Annotated in this window: 25 protein-coding genes; 24 read left to right on the forward strand and 1 reads right to left on the reverse strand. The window is 33.3% G+C overall.

The annotated features are described in order from the left end of the window. Position 1: 1 nt before the first annotated feature. From rplE to ctlX, 21 genes are all read left to right on the forward strand, one after another. Positions 2–553 (forward strand): 50S ribosomal protein L5, encoded by a 552-nt coding sequence (gene rplE / locus B0A65_RS03830; protein ID WP_007803652.1) that lies wholly within the window; start codon positions 2–4, stop codon positions 551–553. Between the two features lie 3 nt (positions 554–556). Beyond that, positions 557–826: a 30S ribosomal protein S14 gene (rpsN, locus tag B0A65_RS03835; protein WP_007803655.1), complete on the forward strand. Its 270-nt coding sequence runs from the start codon at positions 557–559 to the stop codon at positions 824–826. A gap of 104 nt (positions 827–930) precedes the next feature. Beyond that, complete coding sequence (rpsH, locus tag B0A65_RS03840) at positions 931–1,329, forward strand: 30S ribosomal protein S8 (protein WP_017495014.1); 399 nt, start codon at positions 931–933, stop codon at positions 1,327–1,329. Between the two features lie 18 nt (positions 1,330–1,347). Next, positions 1,348–1,890: a 50S ribosomal protein L6 gene (rplF, locus tag B0A65_RS03845; protein ID WP_055093060.1), complete on the forward strand. Its 543-nt coding sequence runs from the start codon at positions 1,348–1,350 to the stop codon at positions 1,888–1,890. 11 nt (positions 1,891–1,901) lie between these two features. Next, positions 1,902–2,252, forward strand: coding sequence for a 50S ribosomal protein L18 (gene rplR, locus B0A65_RS03850; protein WP_074659369.1), 351 nt, complete (start codon positions 1,902–1,904; stop codon positions 2,250–2,252). 3 nt (positions 2,253–2,255) lie between these two features. Beyond that, positions 2,256–2,780 carry a 30S ribosomal protein S5 gene (gene rpsE / locus B0A65_RS03855; protein WP_085950926.1) on the forward strand — a complete coding sequence of 175 codons (525 nt, stop codon included), beginning with the start codon at positions 2,256–2,258 and terminating at the stop codon, positions 2,778–2,780. A gap of 12 nt (positions 2,781–2,792) precedes the next feature. Next, positions 2,793–2,975: a 50S ribosomal protein L30 gene (gene rpmD, locus B0A65_RS03860; protein ID WP_017495010.1), complete on the forward strand. Its 183-nt coding sequence runs from the start codon at positions 2,793–2,795 to the stop codon at positions 2,973–2,975. A gap of 11 nt (positions 2,976–2,986) precedes the next feature. Next, positions 2,987–3,439 (forward strand): 50S ribosomal protein L15, encoded by a 453-nt coding sequence (gene rplO / locus B0A65_RS03865; RefSeq protein WP_026982954.1) that lies wholly within the window; start codon positions 2,987–2,989, stop codon positions 3,437–3,439. Between the two features lie 13 nt (positions 3,440–3,452). Next, positions 3,453–4,799, forward strand: coding sequence for a preprotein translocase subunit SecY (gene secY, locus B0A65_RS03870; RefSeq protein ID WP_017495008.1), 1,347 nt, complete (start codon positions 3,453–3,455; stop codon positions 4,797–4,799). Between the two features lie 7 nt (positions 4,800–4,806). Continuing rightward, on the forward strand, positions 4,807–5,022 hold the full coding sequence (infA, locus tag B0A65_RS03875; protein WP_007136545.1) for a translation initiation factor IF-1: 216 nt from the start codon (positions 4,807–4,809) through the stop codon (positions 5,020–5,022). A gap of 12 nt (positions 5,023–5,034) precedes the next feature. Continuing rightward, on the forward strand, positions 5,035–5,151 hold the full coding sequence (gene ykgO, locus B0A65_RS03880; protein ID WP_072945378.1) for a type B 50S ribosomal protein L36: 117 nt from the start codon (positions 5,035–5,037) through the stop codon (positions 5,149–5,151). A 2-nt stretch (positions 5,152–5,153) separates the two neighbouring features. After that, complete coding sequence (gene rpsM / locus B0A65_RS03885; RefSeq protein WP_007803675.1) at positions 5,154–5,528, forward strand: 30S ribosomal protein S13; 375 nt, start codon at positions 5,154–5,156, stop codon at positions 5,526–5,528. 8 nt (positions 5,529–5,536) lie between these two features. Next, positions 5,537–5,920: a 30S ribosomal protein S11 gene (gene rpsK, locus B0A65_RS03890; protein ID WP_007803677.1), complete on the forward strand. Its 384-nt coding sequence runs from the start codon at positions 5,537–5,539 to the stop codon at positions 5,918–5,920. Positions 5,921–6,015: 95 nt separating this feature from the next. Beyond that, positions 6,016–6,621 (forward strand): 30S ribosomal protein S4, encoded by a 606-nt coding sequence (rpsD, locus tag B0A65_RS03895; RefSeq protein WP_026982953.1) that lies wholly within the window; start codon positions 6,016–6,018, stop codon positions 6,619–6,621. A gap of 21 nt (positions 6,622–6,642) precedes the next feature. Beyond that, a complete protein-coding gene (locus B0A65_RS03900; RefSeq protein ID WP_026109818.1) occupies positions 6,643–7,635 on the forward strand; it encodes a DNA-directed RNA polymerase subunit alpha in 993 nt (330 codons plus the stop codon). A 36-nt stretch (positions 7,636–7,671) separates the two neighbouring features. Beyond that, positions 7,672–8,160: a 50S ribosomal protein L17 gene (gene rplQ / locus B0A65_RS03905; RefSeq protein WP_074659370.1), complete on the forward strand. Its 489-nt coding sequence runs from the start codon at positions 7,672–7,674 to the stop codon at positions 8,158–8,160. A 247-nt stretch (positions 8,161–8,407) separates the two neighbouring features. Beyond that, positions 8,408–9,526: a glutamine-hydrolyzing carbamoyl-phosphate synthase small subunit gene (carA, locus tag B0A65_RS03910; RefSeq protein WP_074659371.1), complete on the forward strand. Its 1,119-nt coding sequence runs from the start codon at positions 8,408–8,410 to the stop codon at positions 9,524–9,526. Between the two features lie 102 nt (positions 9,527–9,628). Next, entirely contained in the window at positions 9,629–10,921 is a 1,293-nt protein-coding gene (gene eno / locus B0A65_RS03915; protein ID WP_074659372.1) for a phosphopyruvate hydratase, read from the forward strand. A gap of 154 nt (positions 10,922–11,075) precedes the next feature. Continuing rightward, the gene (locus B0A65_RS03920) at positions 11,076–12,353 is read left to right on the forward strand and encodes a citrate synthase (RefSeq protein WP_074659373.1); all 1,278 of its coding nucleotides are present in this window, start codon (positions 11,076–11,078) and stop codon (positions 12,351–12,353) included. 65 nt (positions 12,354–12,418) lie between these two features. Further along, positions 12,419–13,333 carry a dimethylarginine dimethylaminohydrolase family protein gene (locus B0A65_RS03925; RefSeq protein ID WP_074659374.1) on the forward strand — a complete coding sequence of 305 codons (915 nt, stop codon included), beginning with the start codon at positions 12,419–12,421 and terminating at the stop codon, positions 13,331–13,333. Positions 13,334–13,449: 116 nt separating this feature from the next. Further along, positions 13,450–14,385 (forward strand): citrulline utilization hydrolase CtlX, encoded by a 936-nt coding sequence (ctlX, locus tag B0A65_RS03930; protein WP_074659375.1) that lies wholly within the window; start codon positions 13,450–13,452, stop codon positions 14,383–14,385. A gap of 76 nt (positions 14,386–14,461) precedes the next feature. Here the strand turns inward: ctlX and B0A65_RS03935 are convergent, their stop codons facing one another. Next, on the reverse strand, positions 14,462–15,091 hold the full coding sequence (locus B0A65_RS03935) for a MarC family NAAT transporter (RefSeq protein ID WP_074659376.1): 630 nt from the start codon (positions 15,089–15,091) through the stop codon (positions 14,462–14,464). A gap of 403 nt (positions 15,092–15,494) precedes the next feature. On the opposite strand from B0A65_RS03935, the gene B0A65_RS03940 reads away from it, so the two are divergent. The 3 genes from B0A65_RS03940 (at position 15,495) to B0A65_RS03950 (ending at position 17,517) form a co-directional block, all read left to right on the forward strand. Continuing rightward, positions 15,495–15,860 carry a CoA-binding protein gene (locus B0A65_RS03940; protein ID WP_074659377.1) on the forward strand — a complete coding sequence of 122 codons (366 nt, stop codon included), beginning with the start codon at positions 15,495–15,497 and terminating at the stop codon, positions 15,858–15,860. A gap of 177 nt (positions 15,861–16,037) precedes the next feature. Next, positions 16,038–16,658: a recombination mediator RecR gene (gene recR / locus B0A65_RS03945; protein ID WP_074659378.1), complete on the forward strand. Its 621-nt coding sequence runs from the start codon at positions 16,038–16,040 to the stop codon at positions 16,656–16,658. Between the two features lie 70 nt (positions 16,659–16,728). After that, complete coding sequence (locus B0A65_RS03950) at positions 16,729–17,517, forward strand: polysaccharide biosynthesis/export family protein (RefSeq protein WP_074659379.1); 789 nt, start codon at positions 16,729–16,731, stop codon at positions 17,515–17,517. Positions 17,518–17,519 lie beyond the last annotated feature (2 nt).

The following is a 17,519-nucleotide window of genomic DNA, read 5'->3' on the forward strand; positions in this document are numbered from 1 at the left end:
AATGGCATATACACCTAGACTAAAAGAAGAATATAAGAGTAGAGTAATCTCTGCTCTTAAAGAGGAATTCGGATATACAAACGTGATGCAAGTTCCAAAACTTGAAAAAATCGTTTTGAGCCGTGGAGTTGGTGCAGCTGTATCTGATAAAAAACTTATTGACTATGCGGTTGATGAGTTAACAAAGATCACTGGACAAAAAGCAGTATCTACAATTTCAAAGAAAGACGTTGCGTCTTTTAAATTGAGAAAAGGGATGCCTATTGGAGCAAAAGTTACTTTACGTGGAGAAAGAATGTATGAGTTTTTAGATAGACTTGTTACTTCTGCTTTGCCACGTGTTAGAGATTTTAGTGGTATTAAAGCTACTGGTTTCGACGGAAGAGGTAACTACAATCTTGGAGTTTTGGAGCAAATCATTTTCCCTGAAATTGATATTGATAAAGTAAACAAAATTTCAGGAATGGATATTACTTTTGTTACTACTGCAAAAACAGACAAGGAAGCAAAGTCATTATTGGCTGAATTAGGATTACCTTTTAAAAAGAATTAAGACATGGCTAAAGAATCAATGAAAGCCCGCGAGGTTAAAAGAGAGAAAACGGTAGCAAAGTATGCTGAGAAAAGAAAAGCTTTGAAAGAAGCTGGAGATTTTGAAGGTCTACAAAAATTACCTAAAAATGCTTCACCAGTTCGTTTGCACAATCGTTGTAAATTAACAGGTAGACCAAGAGGGTATATCCGTCAATTCGGTATTTCACGTGTAACTTTCCGTGAAATGGCTAATAATGGATTAATTCCTGGAGTTAAAAAGGCTTCTTGGTAATCTCGCAATAAGTTACTACTTTTGCAAACCAAAAAATAATTTTAATTGATTAAAGGTTCGGGAGGCGGGTGCCTCCCGAAAACCATAGTCGCAATCAAATACATATGTATACAGATCCTATTGCAGATTATTTGACTAGAGTTCGTAACGCTGTGGCTGCAAACCACAAAGTTGTTGAAATTCCAGCTTCTAATCTAAAAAAAGAAATAACTAAGATCTTATTTGATCAAGGTTATATCTTGAGTTACAAATTTGAAGACAACTCTGTTCAGGGTTCAATCAAAATTGCTTTAAAGTATGATAAAGATACTAAAGAGCCTGTAATTAAAGATATCCAAAGAATTAGTAAACCTGGTTTACGTAAATATGCAGGTGCTGCCAAATTACCAAGAATCCTTAATGGATTAGGAATTGCAATTGTTTCTACATCAAAAGGTCTAATGACTGGAAAACAAGCGAAACAATTAAATGTAGGTGGTGAAGTAATTTGTTACGTATACTAATTTTAAAGACTAGATAAGATGTCAAGAATAGGTAAAAGCCCAATTGTAATTGCTGCTGGAGTAACTGTAGAAGTTAAAGACGGTATCATTACAGTAAAAGGAAAAAAAGGTCAACTAACTCAGGAGTTTTCGGACATTACTGTAAAAGTTGAAGGCGATCAGGTTTTATTAGAAAGATCGTCTGATCATAAAGACCAAAGAGCAAAACACGGATTATACAGATCATTAATCAACAACATGATTATTGGTGTATCTGAAGGTTTTACAAAAGAACTTGAATTAGTTGGAGTTGGTTATAGAGCTTCAAACCAAGGTCAAAAGCTAGATTTAGCTCTTGGATATTCTCACAATATTGTTTTAGAAATTGCTCCAGAAGTAGCTTTAGAAACAATATCTGAAAAAGGTAAAAACCCTATCGTAAAATTAACATCATTTGATAAACAACTTTTAGGTCAGGTTGCTGCGAAAATCAGAGGTTTCCGTAAGCCTGAGCCATACAAAGGAAAAGGTGTTAAATTTGTGGGTGAAGTATTAAGAAGAAAAGCAGGTAAATCAGCTTAAAAAATAAGATTATGTCATTAACAAAATCTGATAGAAGACAGAGAATTAGATTCAGAATTAGAAAATCGATTAGTGGTACTACTACTAACCCTAGACTATCTGTATTTAGAAGTAACAAAGAAATTTACGCTCAACTTATTGATGATGTAAACGGAGTTACTATATTAGCTGCATCTTCAAGAGAAAAAGAAATAGGAAAAGGTACTAACGTTGAAATCGCTGCTGCTGTTGGAAAATTAGTTGCAGAGAAAGCGTTAAAAGCTGGGATTGATACCATCACTTTTGATAGAGGTGGATATTTATATCACGGTCGTATTAAATCATTAGCAGAAGGCGCAAGAGCGGCTGGACTTAAATTCTAATATATTATGTCTAAATACAAAAATGTAGAATTGGTAAAACCAAGTGGTCTTGAACTTAAAGATCGTCTGGTAAGTGTTAATCGTGTTACTAAAGTTACAAAAGGTGGTAGAGCTTTCGGTTTTTCTGCTATTGTAGTTGTAGGTGATGAAAACGGAGTAGTTGGTCATGGATTAGGAAAATCTAAAGACGTTTCTGAAGCAATTGCGAAAGCAGTAGAAGATGCTAAGAAAAATCTAGTAAAAATTCCTTTGAATGGACAATCTGTTCCTCACGAACAAAAAGGTAAATTTGGTGGTGCACGTGTATTTTTAATTCCTGCTTCTCATGGTACAGGAGTTATTGCTGGTGGAGCTGTTCGTTCAGTTCTTGAATCAGTAGGTATTCACGATGTATTATCTAAATCTCAAGGATCATCAAATCCTCATAACGTAGTGAAAGCAACTTTTGATGCTTTATTACAAATGAGAAGCGCTCATACTGTTGCAAAACAAAGAGGTGTTTCTTTAGAAAAAGTTTTTAAAGGTTAATTCAAGGAAATTATGGCTAAATTATTAGTAAAACAAGTAAGAAGCAAAATCAACTGTCCTCTTTCTCAAAAGAGAGGTTTGGAAGCTTTGGGTCTACGTAAAATGGGACAAGTTGTAGAGCATGATTCAAACCCTGCTATCCTTGGGATGATAAACAAAGTTAAACACTTAGTTTCTGTCGAAGAAGCTAAATAACAAATACTGTTATGAATTTAAGTAACTTACAACCAGCTGAAGGATCAACGCACAATCAAAATAAAAGATTAGGTAGAGGAGAAGGTTCTGGAAAAGGTGGCACTGCTGCAAGAGGTCACAAAGGAGCAAAATCTCGTTCTGGTTATTCTAAAAAGATTGGTTTTGAAGGAGGGCAAATGCCACTTCAAAGACGTGTGCCTAAGTTTGGTTTCACAAACATCAATCGTAAAGAATACGAAGGTGTTAATTTAGATACGCTTCAATTATTAGTAGACAATGGTGTGATTACTGATTCTGTTTCTATGACAGATTTCGTAGCAAATCGTCTAGCTACCAAAAATGAAATCGTTAAGATTTTAGGTAGAGGAGAATTGAAAGCAAAATTAAAAGTAACTGCCCACAAATTTACTGCTACTGCAAAAGCTGCTATTGAAGCTGCTGGAGGAGAAGCTGTAACTATATAACTTATCTATTAAGATGAAGAAATTTATTGAATCAATAAGTAATGTTTGGAAAATCGAAGAACTGAAAAACAGAATCTTAATTACATTAGGATTGCTTTTAGTATATCGTTTTGGTGCACACGTTACGCTTCCTGGAATTGATGCAACTCAATTAACTGGTTTAGCGGGACAAACTAAAAATGGTTTAGGATCTATCCTAGACATGTTTACTGGGGGTGCTTTCTCTAAAGCTTCAGTTTTTGCTTTAGGTATTATGCCTTATATTTCTGCGTCTATTGTGGTTCAGTTGATGGGAATAGCTATTCCTTATTTACAAAAACTTCAAAACGATGGGGAAAGTGGTAGAAAAAAGATTAATCAAATCACTCGTTGGTTGACTATAGCTATTACACTGGTTCAAGGTCCGACTTATATCTATAATTTATACAGAACATTGCCTGGTAGTGCATTCTTACTAGGCTTTAATTCTCCTGAATTTTTGTTCTCATCTGTTATTATCTTAGTGACAGGTACAATCTTTGCTATGTGGCTTGGAGAGAAAATTACTGATAAAGGTATTGGAAATGGAATTTCATTATTAATTATGGTTGGTATCTTAGCTCGTTTACCGCAAGCTTTTATTCAAGAGTTTACAACGAGAGTTACCAATAACAATGGAGGTCCAATGTTATTAGTTATTGAAATTATTGTGTGGTTATTAGTGATTATTTCTTGTGTATTGCTTACAATGGCAGTACGCAGAATCCCGGTTCAATACGCTCGTCGTACAACAACTGGTGATTATGAGCAAGATTTAGCAGGTGGTAATAGACAATGGATTCCTCTTAAGCTTAATGCTTCTGGAGTTATGCCAATTATTTTTGCTCAGGCAATTATGTTTATACCTGCAGCTGTAGCTGGATTGTCTAAATCAGACACATCACAATCTATTGTTGGAGCATTTAGTAATATGTTCGGTTTTTGGTATAATTTTGTATTTGCAACTTTAATTATTGTATTTACATTTTTCTACACTGCAATTACGGTTCCTACTAACAAAATGGCTGATGATTTAAAAAGAAGCGGTGGTTTTATCCCAGGAGTTCGTCCAGGTGCTGAAACTTCAGATTTCTTAGATAAAGTGATGTCTTTAATAACTTTCCCAGGATCTTTATTCCTTGCTTTGATTGCTGTGTTCCCAGCTATTGTTGTAAGTATTATGGATGTACAACAATCTTGGGCAATGTTTTTTGGAGGTACCTCATTAATAATTATGGTTGGAGTTGCAATAGATACTATTCAGCAAATCAATTCATACTTGTTAAACAAACATTATGATGGTTTAATGAAGACTGGTAAAAATAGAAAAGCGGTAGCTTAATATATTTATGGCAAAACAATCAGCAATAGAACAAGACGGATCAATCATCGAAGCATTATCAAATGCGATGTTCCGTGTAGAGTTAGAAAATGGACATATTGTAATTGCTCATATTTCTGGTAAGATGCGTATGCATTACATCAAATTATTACCTGGTGATAAAGTGAAACTAGAAATGAGTCCTTATGATTTGTCAAAAGCAAGAATTACTTATCGATATTAAAGGATATTCACTATGAAAGTTAGAGCATCAGTAAAAAAGAGAAGTCCCGAGTGCATCATTGTGCGTAGAAAAGGGAGATTGTACGTAATAAACAAAAAGAATCCTAGATTTAAACAAAGACAAGGATAATTATGGCAAGAATAGCAGGGGTAGATATCCCAAAAAATAAAAGAGGTGTTATAGCACTTACCTATATCTTTGGATTAGGAAGAAGTAGAGCTATTGAGATTTTAGAAAAAGCTCAAGTTAGCCAAGACAAAAAAGTTCAAGATTGGAATGATGACGAGATCGGAGCAATTCGTGATGCAGTTTCATTTTACAAAATTGAAGGAGAATTACGTTCTGAGGTTTCTTTGAACATCAAACGTTTAATGGATATTGGTTGTTACAGAGGTATCCGTCATAGATCTGGTCTTCCTTTAAGAGGACAAAGAACTAAAAACAACTCTAGAACAAGAAAAGGTAAAAGAAAAACTGTTGCTAACAAGAAAAAAGCAACTAAATAATAAGTAATATGGCTAAAGCAACTGCAAAAAAACGTAAAGTTATTGTTGAATCAACGGGAGAAGCTCATATTTCTGCTACCTTCAATAACATCATCATTTCTTTGACAAACAAAAAAGGTGAAGTTATTTCTTGGTCTTCAGCTGGTAAAATGGGTTTTAGAGGTTCTAAAAAGAATACTCCATACGCAGCCCAAATGGCAGCAGAAGATTGTAGTAAAGTAGCTCTTGAGGCAGGACTTAAAAAAGTAAAAGTTTATGTAAAAGGACCAGGAAACGGACGTGAGTCTGCTATTCGTTCTATTCATAACGGTGGAATTGAAGTTACAGAGATTATCGATGTTACTCCAATGCCGCACAACGGATGTCGTCCTCCAAAAAGACGTAGAGTTTAATTTTATTTATTTATAGTATAAACAAGGTAGGATATAGATTATCGAAGGATTTGACCTGAATTCATAATCTCTACCTTAAATTTAATTTTTTAGAAATGGCAAGATATACTGGTCCTAAAACTAGAATTGCTCGTAAATTTGGCGAAGCAATCTTCGGAGATGATAAATCTTTCGAAAAAAGAAATTACCCACCTGGACAACACGGGATGGCTAAAAAAAGAGGTAAAAAATCTGAGTATGCTGTTCAGTTAATGGAAAAGCAAAAAGCTAAATATTCTTACGGAATTTTAGAAAAACAATTCAGAAATTTATTCAAAAAAGCATCAGCTACTAAAGGTGTTACTGGTGAAGTTCTTTTACAATTATGTGAAGCAAGATTAGATAACGTTGTTTTTAGAATGGGTATCGCTCCTTCTAGAAGAGGTGCTAGACAATTAGTTTCTCACAGACACGTTACTGTTAATGGTGAAGTTGTAAATATCGCTTCTTACCACCTTAAACCTGGTGATAAAGTTGCAGTTCGTGAAAAATCTAAATCTTTAGAAGCTATCGAACGTTCTTTGTCAAATTCAAGTCATGTTTATGAATGGATTACTTGGAATAATGATCTTAAAGAAGGAACTTTTGTTTCTGTACCTGCAAGACTTCAGATTCCAGAAAACATTAAAGAACAATTAATCGTAGAGTTGTACAACAAATAATAATTGACTTAGTCGAAATTTATGGCAATATTTAATTTTCAAAAGCCCGATAAAGTTATCATGATCGATTCAACCGATTTTGAAGGTAAATTCGAATTTAGACCTTTAGAACCTGGTTATGGATTGACAGTTGGTAATGCACTTAGAAGAGTTTTGCTTTCAGCATTAGAAGGTTATGCAATTACATCTGTTCGTATCGAAGGTGTAGATCATGAGTTTTCTACTATTTCAGGTGTTGTTGAAGATGTTACCGAAATTATCCTTAATCTAAAACAAGTACGTTTCAAACGTCAGATTGAAGATATCGATAATGAAGCAGTTACAATTTCTGTTTCTGGTAAAGATCAATTGACAGCAGGTGATTTTCAAAAATTTATTTCAGGTTTTCAAGTTTTGAATCCAGACCTTGTTATCTGTAATTTAGATTCTAAAATCAAATTGAACTTCGATTTAACAATCGAAAAAGGTAGAGGATATGTTCCTGCTGAGGAGAACAAAAAACAGAATGCTGCAATTGGAACCATTTTTACAGACTCAATTTTTACTCCGGTAAAGAATGTAAAGTATGCAATTGAAAACTTCCGTGTAGAACAAAAGACAGATTATGAAAAATTAGTTTTTGAAATTAAAACTGATGGATCTATTAATCCGAAAGATGCTCTTACTGAAGCTGCTAAGGTTTTAATTCACCACTTCATGTTGTTTTCTGATGAAAGAATTACACTCGAGGCTGACGAAATTGCACAAACAGAATCGTATGATGAAGAGTCATTGCATATGAGACAATTGCTTAAAACTAAGCTTGTTGATATGGATTTATCTGTGAGAGCATTAAATTGCTTGAAAGCGGCTGAAGTTGATACACTTGGTGATTTAGTATCGTTCAATAAAAATGACCTAATGAAATTCCGTAATTTTGGTAAAAAATCTTTAACAGAGCTAGATGAACTTGTAGCAGTTAAGAATTTAACTTTCGGAATGGATTTAGCTAAATACAAATTAGATAAAGAATAATTCAATCCGCCATGGCGGATTAAATTTAAAATAGCAATGAGACACGGAAAAAAATTCAATCACTTAAGCAGACAGACTGGACATAGAAAAGCTATGTTAGCTAATATGGCTTGTTCTCTTATTGAGCACAAACGTATTAACACTACTGTTGCTAAGGCTAAAGCGCTTAAACAATTCGTTGAGCCTTTAATCACAAAATCAAAAGAAGATACGACTCACAATCGTCGTATTGTTTTTGCTTACTTACGTAGCAAATATGCGGTAACTGACTTGTTCAGAGACGTAGCTGCTAAAGTTGGAGACCGTCCAGGTGGATACACTCGTATCATTAAAGTTGGAAATCGTTTGGGAGATAATGCTGATATGGCAATGATCGAACTTGTAGATTTCAATGAACTTTACAATGGAGGTAAAAAAGAAGTTAAAAAAGCAAAAAGCCGTCGTGGTGGTAAAGCAAAAAAAGCTGAGGAAACTACTGATGCTCCAGCTGCTGAGTCAGAAACGACTACTGAAGCTTCTGAATAATTATGAAAGTAATGATTCTATAAAAATCAAGGATAAGCTAATTTTTAGTTTATCCTTTTTTTTTGATTTTTTTTAAAAGAATTCAAAATATAACTTATTTCGGTACTTAGGTTTTATTTTTATGAATGAAATTTTTAAAAAATCTTGGAAGCACTCTTTTAAAGAAGTAAATTTGCAAAATATCTAATTACAAGTAAAACTAGCTTAGTTGGTTTTATGACGATTAAAAAACAATACAAATTAAAGAATGAAATACACAACACGACAAAGCGCCATTTTATTACTAAGTGATGGGACTATTTTTCATGGAAAATCTATCGGGATTAGCGGTAAGACTTTTGGTGAAGTTTGTTTTAATACTGGAATGACCGGATATCAGGAAATTTTTACTGATCCTTCTTATTTTGGTCAAATATTAGTTGCTACTAATGCGCATATTGGAAATTATGGCGTTAATGATCTAGAAATAGAATCTGATAGTGTCAAAATTGCTGGTTTAGTTTGTAAAAACTTCAGTTTTAATTATTCACGTGAAGATGCGTCAGGGAGTTTAGAAGATTATTTTACTAAACAGAATTTAATCTGTATTTCTGATGTAGATACTCGTGCATTAGTAAGTTATATCCGTGATAACGGAGCTATGAATGCCGTTATCTGTACTGATGGAACTTCAGTTGAAGATTTGAAAAAAGAATTGGCAAATGTGCCAAACATGGAAGGTTTAGAGTTGGCTTCAAAAGTATCGACTACTGAGCCTTATTTTTTTGGAGATGAAAATGCTACCTATAAAATATCAGCTTTAGACCTAGGGATTAAAAAGAATATCTTAAGAAATCTGGCTAAGAGAGATTGCTATATTAAAGTTTTTCCATATAATTCAACCTATAAAGATTTGACAGAGTTTAATCCTGATGGATATTTCTTGTCAAATGGCCCTGGAGATCCGGATCCATTATTCGGCGCTATACAAGTTGCTAAAGAAATTATAGCTGACGATAAACCGTTATTTGGAATTTGTTTGGGTCATCAGGTCATAGCTTTGGCAAACGGCGTTAAAACTTATAAAATGTTTGGTGGTCATCGCGGAATTAATCACCCTGTAAAGAATTTAATTACAGGTAAAGGTGAGATTACTTCTCAAAATCATGGTTTTGCTGTGAAAAGAGAAGCTTTGGAAGGGCATCCTGAATTAGAAATCACGCATGTACATTTAAATGATGATACAGTTGCAGGAATGCGAATGAAAAATAAAAATTGTTTTTCAGTACAATATCATCCGGAAGCAAGTCCTGGACCACATGATTCATCTTATTTATTTGATCAGTTTGTTGAGAATATAAAACATGCTGCTGCTAAAACGATGTAGTTAATAAATAAAGAGGTTTATTAGTAAGAATGCGTTTTTACTATTAAATATTTTTATAATTTCGAAAAAAAAATATAATTTATTAATAAAAAAACAGAAATAATGAGTATTATAATTAAAGTTCACGCAAGACAAATTTTTGATTCTAGAGGTAATCCTACTATTGAAGTTGATGTAGTAACTGAAAATGGAGTTTTAGGAAGAGCTGCTGTTCCATCTGGAGCATCTACTGGAGAGCACGAAGCTGTTGAATTACGTGATGGAGGGAAAGCTTATCTAGGAAAAGGAGTTTTGAACGCAGTGAATAATGTAAATACCGTTATTGCTGAGGAGTTAGTTGGTACTTCTGTTTTCGAGCAAAACACTATCGATCAATTAATGATTGATTTAGATGGAACACCAAATAAATCTAAATTAGGAGCTAATGCTATTTTAGGAGTTTCTTTAGCTGCTGCAAAAGCTGCTGCAAATGAACTTGGATTGCCATTATACAGGTATGTTGGCGGAGTTTCTGCTAATACATTACCAGTTCCAATGATGAATATCATCAATGGTGGGTCTCACTCTGATGCGCCTATTGCATTCCAGGAGTTTATGATTTTCCCTGTTAAGGCAACTTCATTTACACATGCAATGCAAATGGGAACTGAAATTTTCCATAGCTTGAAAAAAGTATTACATGACAGAGGTCTAAGTACTGCTGTAGGTGATGAAGGTGGTTTTGCACCAAATTTAGCAGGTGGTACAGAAGATGCTTTGGATACTATCAAATTGGCAGTTGAGAAAGCTGGTTATTCTTTTGGAGATGAAATTATGATTGCTCTTGATTGTGCAGCTTCTGAATTTTATGTAAATGGTAAATACGATTATACTAAATTTGAAGGTGAAACTGGAAAAATCAGAACTTCTGAAGAGCAGGCTGATTATTTAGCTGAACTTGCTGCTAAATATCCAATTATTTCTATAGAAGACGGTATGTATGAAGATGACTGGAATGGATGGAAATATTTAACTGAAAAAATTGGACATAAAGTGCAATTAGTTGGTGATGATTTATTTGTAACTAATGTTGAGCGTTTGTCAACTGGTATTGAAAAAGGAATTGCAAATTCAATTTTAGTAAAGGTAAACCAAATTGGAACTTTGACTGAAACTATCGCTGCTGTAAATATGGCTAAAAATGCTGGTTATACTTCTGTTATGTCTCACCGTTCTGGAGAAACAGAAGATAATACTATTGCTGATTTAGCTGTAGCTTTAAACTGTGGACAAATAAAAACAGGTTCTGCTTCTCGTTCTGATCGTATGGCAAAATACAATCAATTATTAAGAATTGAAGAAGAATTAGGAAGTACTGCATATTTTCCGGGATTAAACGCTTTTAAGATTAAATAATTGTAAGAGTTATATATTAAAAAGAACCATTCGTATTAACGAATGGTTTTTTTTTGGAGTTTTAACAAATTCATAGCAGGATTCTTTTTTTAATTAGTCTTAAATTCCTTAGATTTGATAAATTATTATTTTAAAGAATTATTTCCGATATATTATGTCAAAAATAGCTACATTAGAAGTAGATGGTCAAAAAATTGAACTTCCGGTTATTACAGGGAGTGAAAATGAATCAGCTATCGATATTAACAAATTACGTGATTTAACTGGTATTATCACAATTGATCCAGGATATAAAAATTCTGGTTCATGTAAAAGTGAGATCACTTTCTTAGACGGAGAATTAGGAATTTTGCGTTACAGAGGATACTCAATCGAAGATTTAGCCGAGAAAGCTAGTTTTCTGGAAGTATCATATCTTTTAATTTTTGGTGAATTGCCAACTGCTAAAGAACTAGAGCAGTTTGAAAATGGTATCAAAAAACATACTTTGGTAAACGAAGAAATGAAAAACATCATTGATGGTTTTCCAAAAACAGCGCACCCAATGGGCGTTTTATCTGCTTTGACAAGTGCATTAACTGCATTTAATCCAAAAGCTGTAAATGTTGATAATGAAAAAGAGATGTATGAAGCCATCTGTAAAACGATGGGTAAATTTCTTGTAATTGCTACGTGGACTTACAGAAAATCTATGGGTTATCCATTGAATTATTATGACAACACAACTGGTTACGTAGATAATTTTATGCAATTAATGTTTAAATTGCCTACAGGGCCTTATTCAGCAAATCCAATCATTGTGGATGCATTGGATAAATTATTTATTCTTCATGCAGATCATGAACAAAACTGTTCTACATCAACGGTAAGAATGGTTGGTTCATCTCATGCAGGTTTGTTTGCGTCAATTTCTGCTGGAGTTTCTGCACTTTGGGGACCACTTCATGGTGGAGCAAATCAGGCAGTTCTAGAAATGTTAGAAGAAATTAACAAAGACGGGGGTGATACAGATAAGTTTTTGGCGAAAGCTAAAGACAAAAATGATCCTTTCCGTTTAATGGGATTCGGTCACAGAGTTTATAAAAACTTTGATCCGAGAGCAAAAATCATCAAAAAAGCAGCTAAGGAAGTTTTAGAAACTTTAGGGGTAAATGATCCTATTTTAGAAATTGCTAAAAAACTAGAATCTGCAGCTCTTGAAGACGATTATTTCAAATCAAGAAACTTATATCCTAATGTTGATTTCTATTCTGGAATTATTTACAGAGCATTAGGTATTCCAACTGATATGTTTACAGTAATGTTTGCTATTGGAAGGTTGCCAGGTTGGATTGCACAATGGAAAGAAATGCGTGAAAACAAAGAACCAATTGGAAGACCTAGACAAATTTATACAGGGCATCCCTTGAGAGAGTTTAAGTCTAACAAATAAAATAACTTCAAAGCTTCACTTAACTGTGAAGCTTTTTTTATATTTGCTCAAAATATAATAGAGTTATGTTGCAATTAAATATAAAGAACGAAACGTCAAGACTTCGTGCCGTAGTTTTGGGTTCTGCCGTTCATAATGGGCCAACTCCAACTTTGGATGAAGCTTATGATCCTAAATCTTTGGAACATATTAAGGCTGGGACTTATCCAGTAGAAAAAGACATGGTTGCCGAAATGGAAGCATTTAATGCAGTATTTCAAAAATATGATGTAACTGTTTATCGTCCGGAAATGATTGAAAATTACAATCAGATTTTTGCACGAGATATAGGTTTTGTAATTGATGATACATTTGTAAAATCTAATATATTACCGGATAGAGAACGTGAGTTAGATGCAATTCAACATGTAATCGATCAAATGGATTCTCTAAAAGTAGTCCGTCCTCCTGAAGAAGTTCATATTGAAGGTGGTGATGTGATGCTTTGGAATGACCATATTTTTATTGGTACGTATAAAGGGAGCGATTATAAAGATTATATCACCGCTCGTACTAACATGGAAGGTGTAAATTATATAAAAGAGTTGTTTCCAAATAAAATTGTAAAGGAATTTGATCTGGTAAAATCTAAATTAGAAGCGCGAGATAATGCTTTGCACTTGGATTGCTGTTTTCAGCCAGTAGGAAAAAATAAAGGAATTATTTATAAAAGAGGTTTCCGCGAAGAAGCTGATTATTTGTATTTAGTTACTCTTTTTGGAATGGAAAATCTATTCCATATTGAAAGAAACGAAATGTATAATATGTTTTCAAATGTCTTTTCTATAGATGAAAATGTAGTGGTTTCTGAGAAAAACTTTACCCGATTAAATAACTGGCTTCGTTCAAATGGATTTACTGTTGAAGAAATTCCATATGCCGAAATTGCCAAACAAGAAGGTTTGTTGAGATGTTCAACTTTGCCATTAATTAGAGACTAGAAGAACAAAGTTTGAAGTTTGCTTCGCCTGTTTTGGCAAAGCTGTAGAGTCAGGTTTCAAGTTTCACATTGGTTGCGAAACTTGAAACCTGAAACTTCATATAAAAAATAAAGAAAATGAGACAAACTACAAATGCAATTGTTATGATTCGGCCAGTTGCTTTCAGAATGAATGAGCAAACAGCTGTAAATAATTATTACCAAAAAGTACTAGACGGACTTTTACCAAGTACGGTAAATGCTAAAGCACAACAAGAATTTGATGCTTTTGTTGAAAAACTAAGAACAGTTGGAGTTGATGTTACCGTTATTGATGATACTTTAGAAACCGATACTCCAGATAGTATTTTTCCAAATAATTGGGTTTCTTTTCATGAAAATGGAGATGTAGCTTTGTATCCAATGTTTGCTGAGAATCGTCGTCAGGAACGTCGTGAAGATATTTTGGACACTCTTGAAGAAAAAGGTTTTGAGATTTCTAATATAATGGATTACACATCTGCTGAAGAAGATGGGTTTTTCTTAGAGGGAACAGGAAGTTTACTTTTAGATCGCGCAAATGCAAAGGCATATTGTGCCTTGTCTCCACGTGCCGATGAAGAATTGTTTATCGAATTTTGTGAAGATTTTGATTATGCGCCTGTAATTTTTGAAGCTTTTCAAACGGTTGATGGAGAACGCAAATTGATTTACCATACAAACGTAATGATGTGCTTGGGAGAAACTTTCGCCGTTATCTGTGCAGATTGTATTGATGATAAAAAAGAACGTAAAATGGTTCTTGACAATCTAAAAGCAGATAAAAAAGAAATTATTTTAATCACAGAAGCGCAGGTAAATAATTTCGCAGGAAATATGTTAGAAGTTCGAGGAACAAATGACAAGAAGTATATTGTCATGAGTGCATCGGCACACCAGAGTTTAACTCCAAAGCAAATTGCACAACTAGAAAATCACGCTGAAATTTTGAGTTCAAGTTTAGATACAATCGAAGCTTGCGGTGGCGGAAGTGCAAGATGCATGATGGCTGAAGTATTTTTGCCAAGAAATTAAATAGTAATTATAAAATATAAAAAAGGGATAAAACATACGTTTTATCCCTTTTTGTTTATATTAAAGTTAAAAAGATTTACATGAGATTTCCTTTTACAATATTGATAATTGAACTGACTATATATTGAATTCCGATTGAAATTACAATAAAACCAACTATTCTTGATATCGCAACAATACCTGAAGCTCCAAGTATTCTTGCCAGATAATGTGCGCTTTTCAAAATAACAAAAATGGCAACTGCGATCGCTAAAATGGCAAGAGATGAAATTATTATTTCTTCCATACCGTGATGCTCCTGATAAAATGCAATCAATAAAGAAATGGATCCTGGTCCAGCAAGCATAGGAATCGCTAATGGAGTAAGAGCGATGTCATTTCGTTGTTGTGCCTCGTTTTCAATTTTTTTGTTGATTCCTCGCTTTTTATTGAATTTTCCCGATAGCAAAGAGAAACCTGAGTTTACAATTACAATTCCGCCTGCAATTCGTAACGCGTCGATACTAATTCCGAAAAAACTCAGAACATATTGACCAATAAAAAAAGATACAATCAGAATAATAAAAACATTTATGGCGGTCCATAATGAAATTCGAGAACGTTCTTTCTGAGAATCGTGTTGTGTTAATCCCACAAAAATAGGAACAGTACCTATTGGATTTAAAACTGAAAAAAGAGCAGCAAATAAATAAATGAAAAGATCCATAAAGTTTTGATTGGTTGTGTAAAAATAGATATTTTTTTTAGGATTTAAAGGTTATTTTAAATTCCCTCCTTTAAGAAAAAAACAAGTTTATAAAAATGTTTTTACTTTTAAAACAGTAACATATATTCAATGGAACGAAAAATATAAAGATATTTTACAATCGACCTTTGGTACTAATCATTGTTATACAGGGGTTAATCAGGTCTGGCTTAACGGTAAATTGATATTGGAAAACTGTTACAGCAAAAATGTTTATACAATTATAAAATAAAAATATATTTTATAAAGAACCAAACCTAAAAAGTTTGGTTTTTTTGTTAATGCTTTATCCTGAATCTTTTCAGTATGAATCTTCTAATTTAGCTCATGTTTTTTAACTACTTTTGCACTTTAAATTAAAATGATGAAAAACAAGAAAACTTTAGTTCTGGGAGCTACTACAAAACCAGATCGATACGCATATAGAGCTATAAACATGTTGGTTGAAAAAGGACACACTGTATTAGCAATTGGACAAAATAGTGGTGAAGTGGCGGGAGTAAAAATTCAAACGAAAGCAATTCCTGTCAAAAATATAGATACTGTAACTTTGTATTTAAATCCTGCTCGTCAACGAGATTATTACAATTATATTATCGAAGCACAGCCAAAAAGAGTTGTTTTTAATCCCGGAACCGAAAATCCGGAATTATATCAATTATTAGAGCTAAATAATATCAAGGCTGAAGTGGCTTGTACTTTGGTTTTATTGGCTACGAATCAGTATTAATTTTCTTAAGAGCTAGTCCCGTTATCCGTTTCAAACGAGGTTCACTGAACTCCCAATTAAATGAAAAGAAGAGGGAAGTAATCTTTTTATTTTGGGAGCAAAATCAAAAAGAATTTCTTCCAAAACTTCGGTACTATCGGGGATAAAAAGAAACATTAAAACATTACTTTTGGCGTCATGGAATTCTCATCAAAATTAATAGAAAAAGCAGTTAACGAAATGTCTCAATTACCAGGAATTGGTAAGCGTACGGCATTGCGATTAGTTCTTCATTTACTGAAACAGCCTAGAGAACAAACTGGTTTTTTATCTCAGGCATTATTGAATATGCGTGAAGATATTAAGTTCTGTGAAAGTTGCCATAATATTTCGGATACAAAAGTCTGTGAGATTTGTGCAAATACAGCTAGAAATCATCAGACTATTTGTGTAGTCGAAGATATTCGTGATGTAATGGCTATTGAAAATACAGGGCAATTTAAAGGGATTTATCATGTTTTAGGTGGTAAAATTTCGCCAATTGAAGGTTTGGGGCCAAGTCAGTTAAATATTGCAAGTTTAGTCGAAAAGGTTAAATCCGGAAAAGTAGTTGAAATTATTTTTGCATTAAGTTCTACTATGGAAGGAGATACCACAAATTTTTATATTTACAAACAAATTATAGCATCAGATATTGTAATCTCAACAATTGCGCGCGGAATCGCGGTGGGTGACGAATTAGAATATGCCGACGAAATTACTCTTGGAAGAAGCATTTTACATCGTATTCCGTTTGAAAAAACTTTTAAAAACAACTAAAAAGAATCAAATAAAAGTTAGATTTCCTGAAGATTAAAGGAAAAGCTATATTTGCGATAAATTTTTAATAATGACAAAAAAAAGCTTTTATATATTACTATTTATTAGTACACTATTTACATCTTGTATTCCTGTAAAAGACCTATGGTATTTGCAAGATAAAAATAATACAGGTGAACAAAATACAGTTTCTGCTGTTGAATCTAAGCCTTACAGATTGCAGGTTAATGATGTTTTAAGTATTAATATAAAAGCAATTGATCCTAAACTGGTTTCGATTTTTAATACAACAGAAAGCACAACATTAGGAAAATCAGAATCAGCCTTGTATTTTGATGGATTTACGGTTGATGATCATGGTAATATTAGAATGCCAATTCTAGGCGAAATAAATGTTATAGGATATACGCTGGAAGAAGTAAGACTTATGATCGAGAAAAAATTACTCGAAGAGTATTTTAAAAGTGAAGCTAATGTTTTTGTTACTGTAAAATTAGCTGGTTTTAGATATACGATAAATGGAGAGGTAGGAAGCACAGGAACAAAAACATTGTTTCAATCGCATGTAAACATTATGGAAGCAGTGGCGAATGCTGGAGACATAACTACTGTAGGTAATAGAAAAGCTGTAATGATTATTCGCCAAACACCAACCGGTGTTCAAATGAATGAAATTGATCTTACGGACGCTAACGTAATGAAATCGCCCTATTATTATTTACAACCTAACGACTATGTGTATGTGAAACCTCTTAGACAGAAAACATGGGGAACAGGTCAAACTGGTATACAGTCAATAGGTACTATAATTACCCTATTATCTTTGGCAACAACTGTGTATTTAATTATCAAAAACTAAAA

Source organism: Flavobacterium frigidimaris (assembly GCF_002217275.1).
GTDB lineage: Bacteria > Bacteroidota > Bacteroidia > Flavobacteriales > Flavobacteriaceae > Flavobacterium > Flavobacterium aquidurense.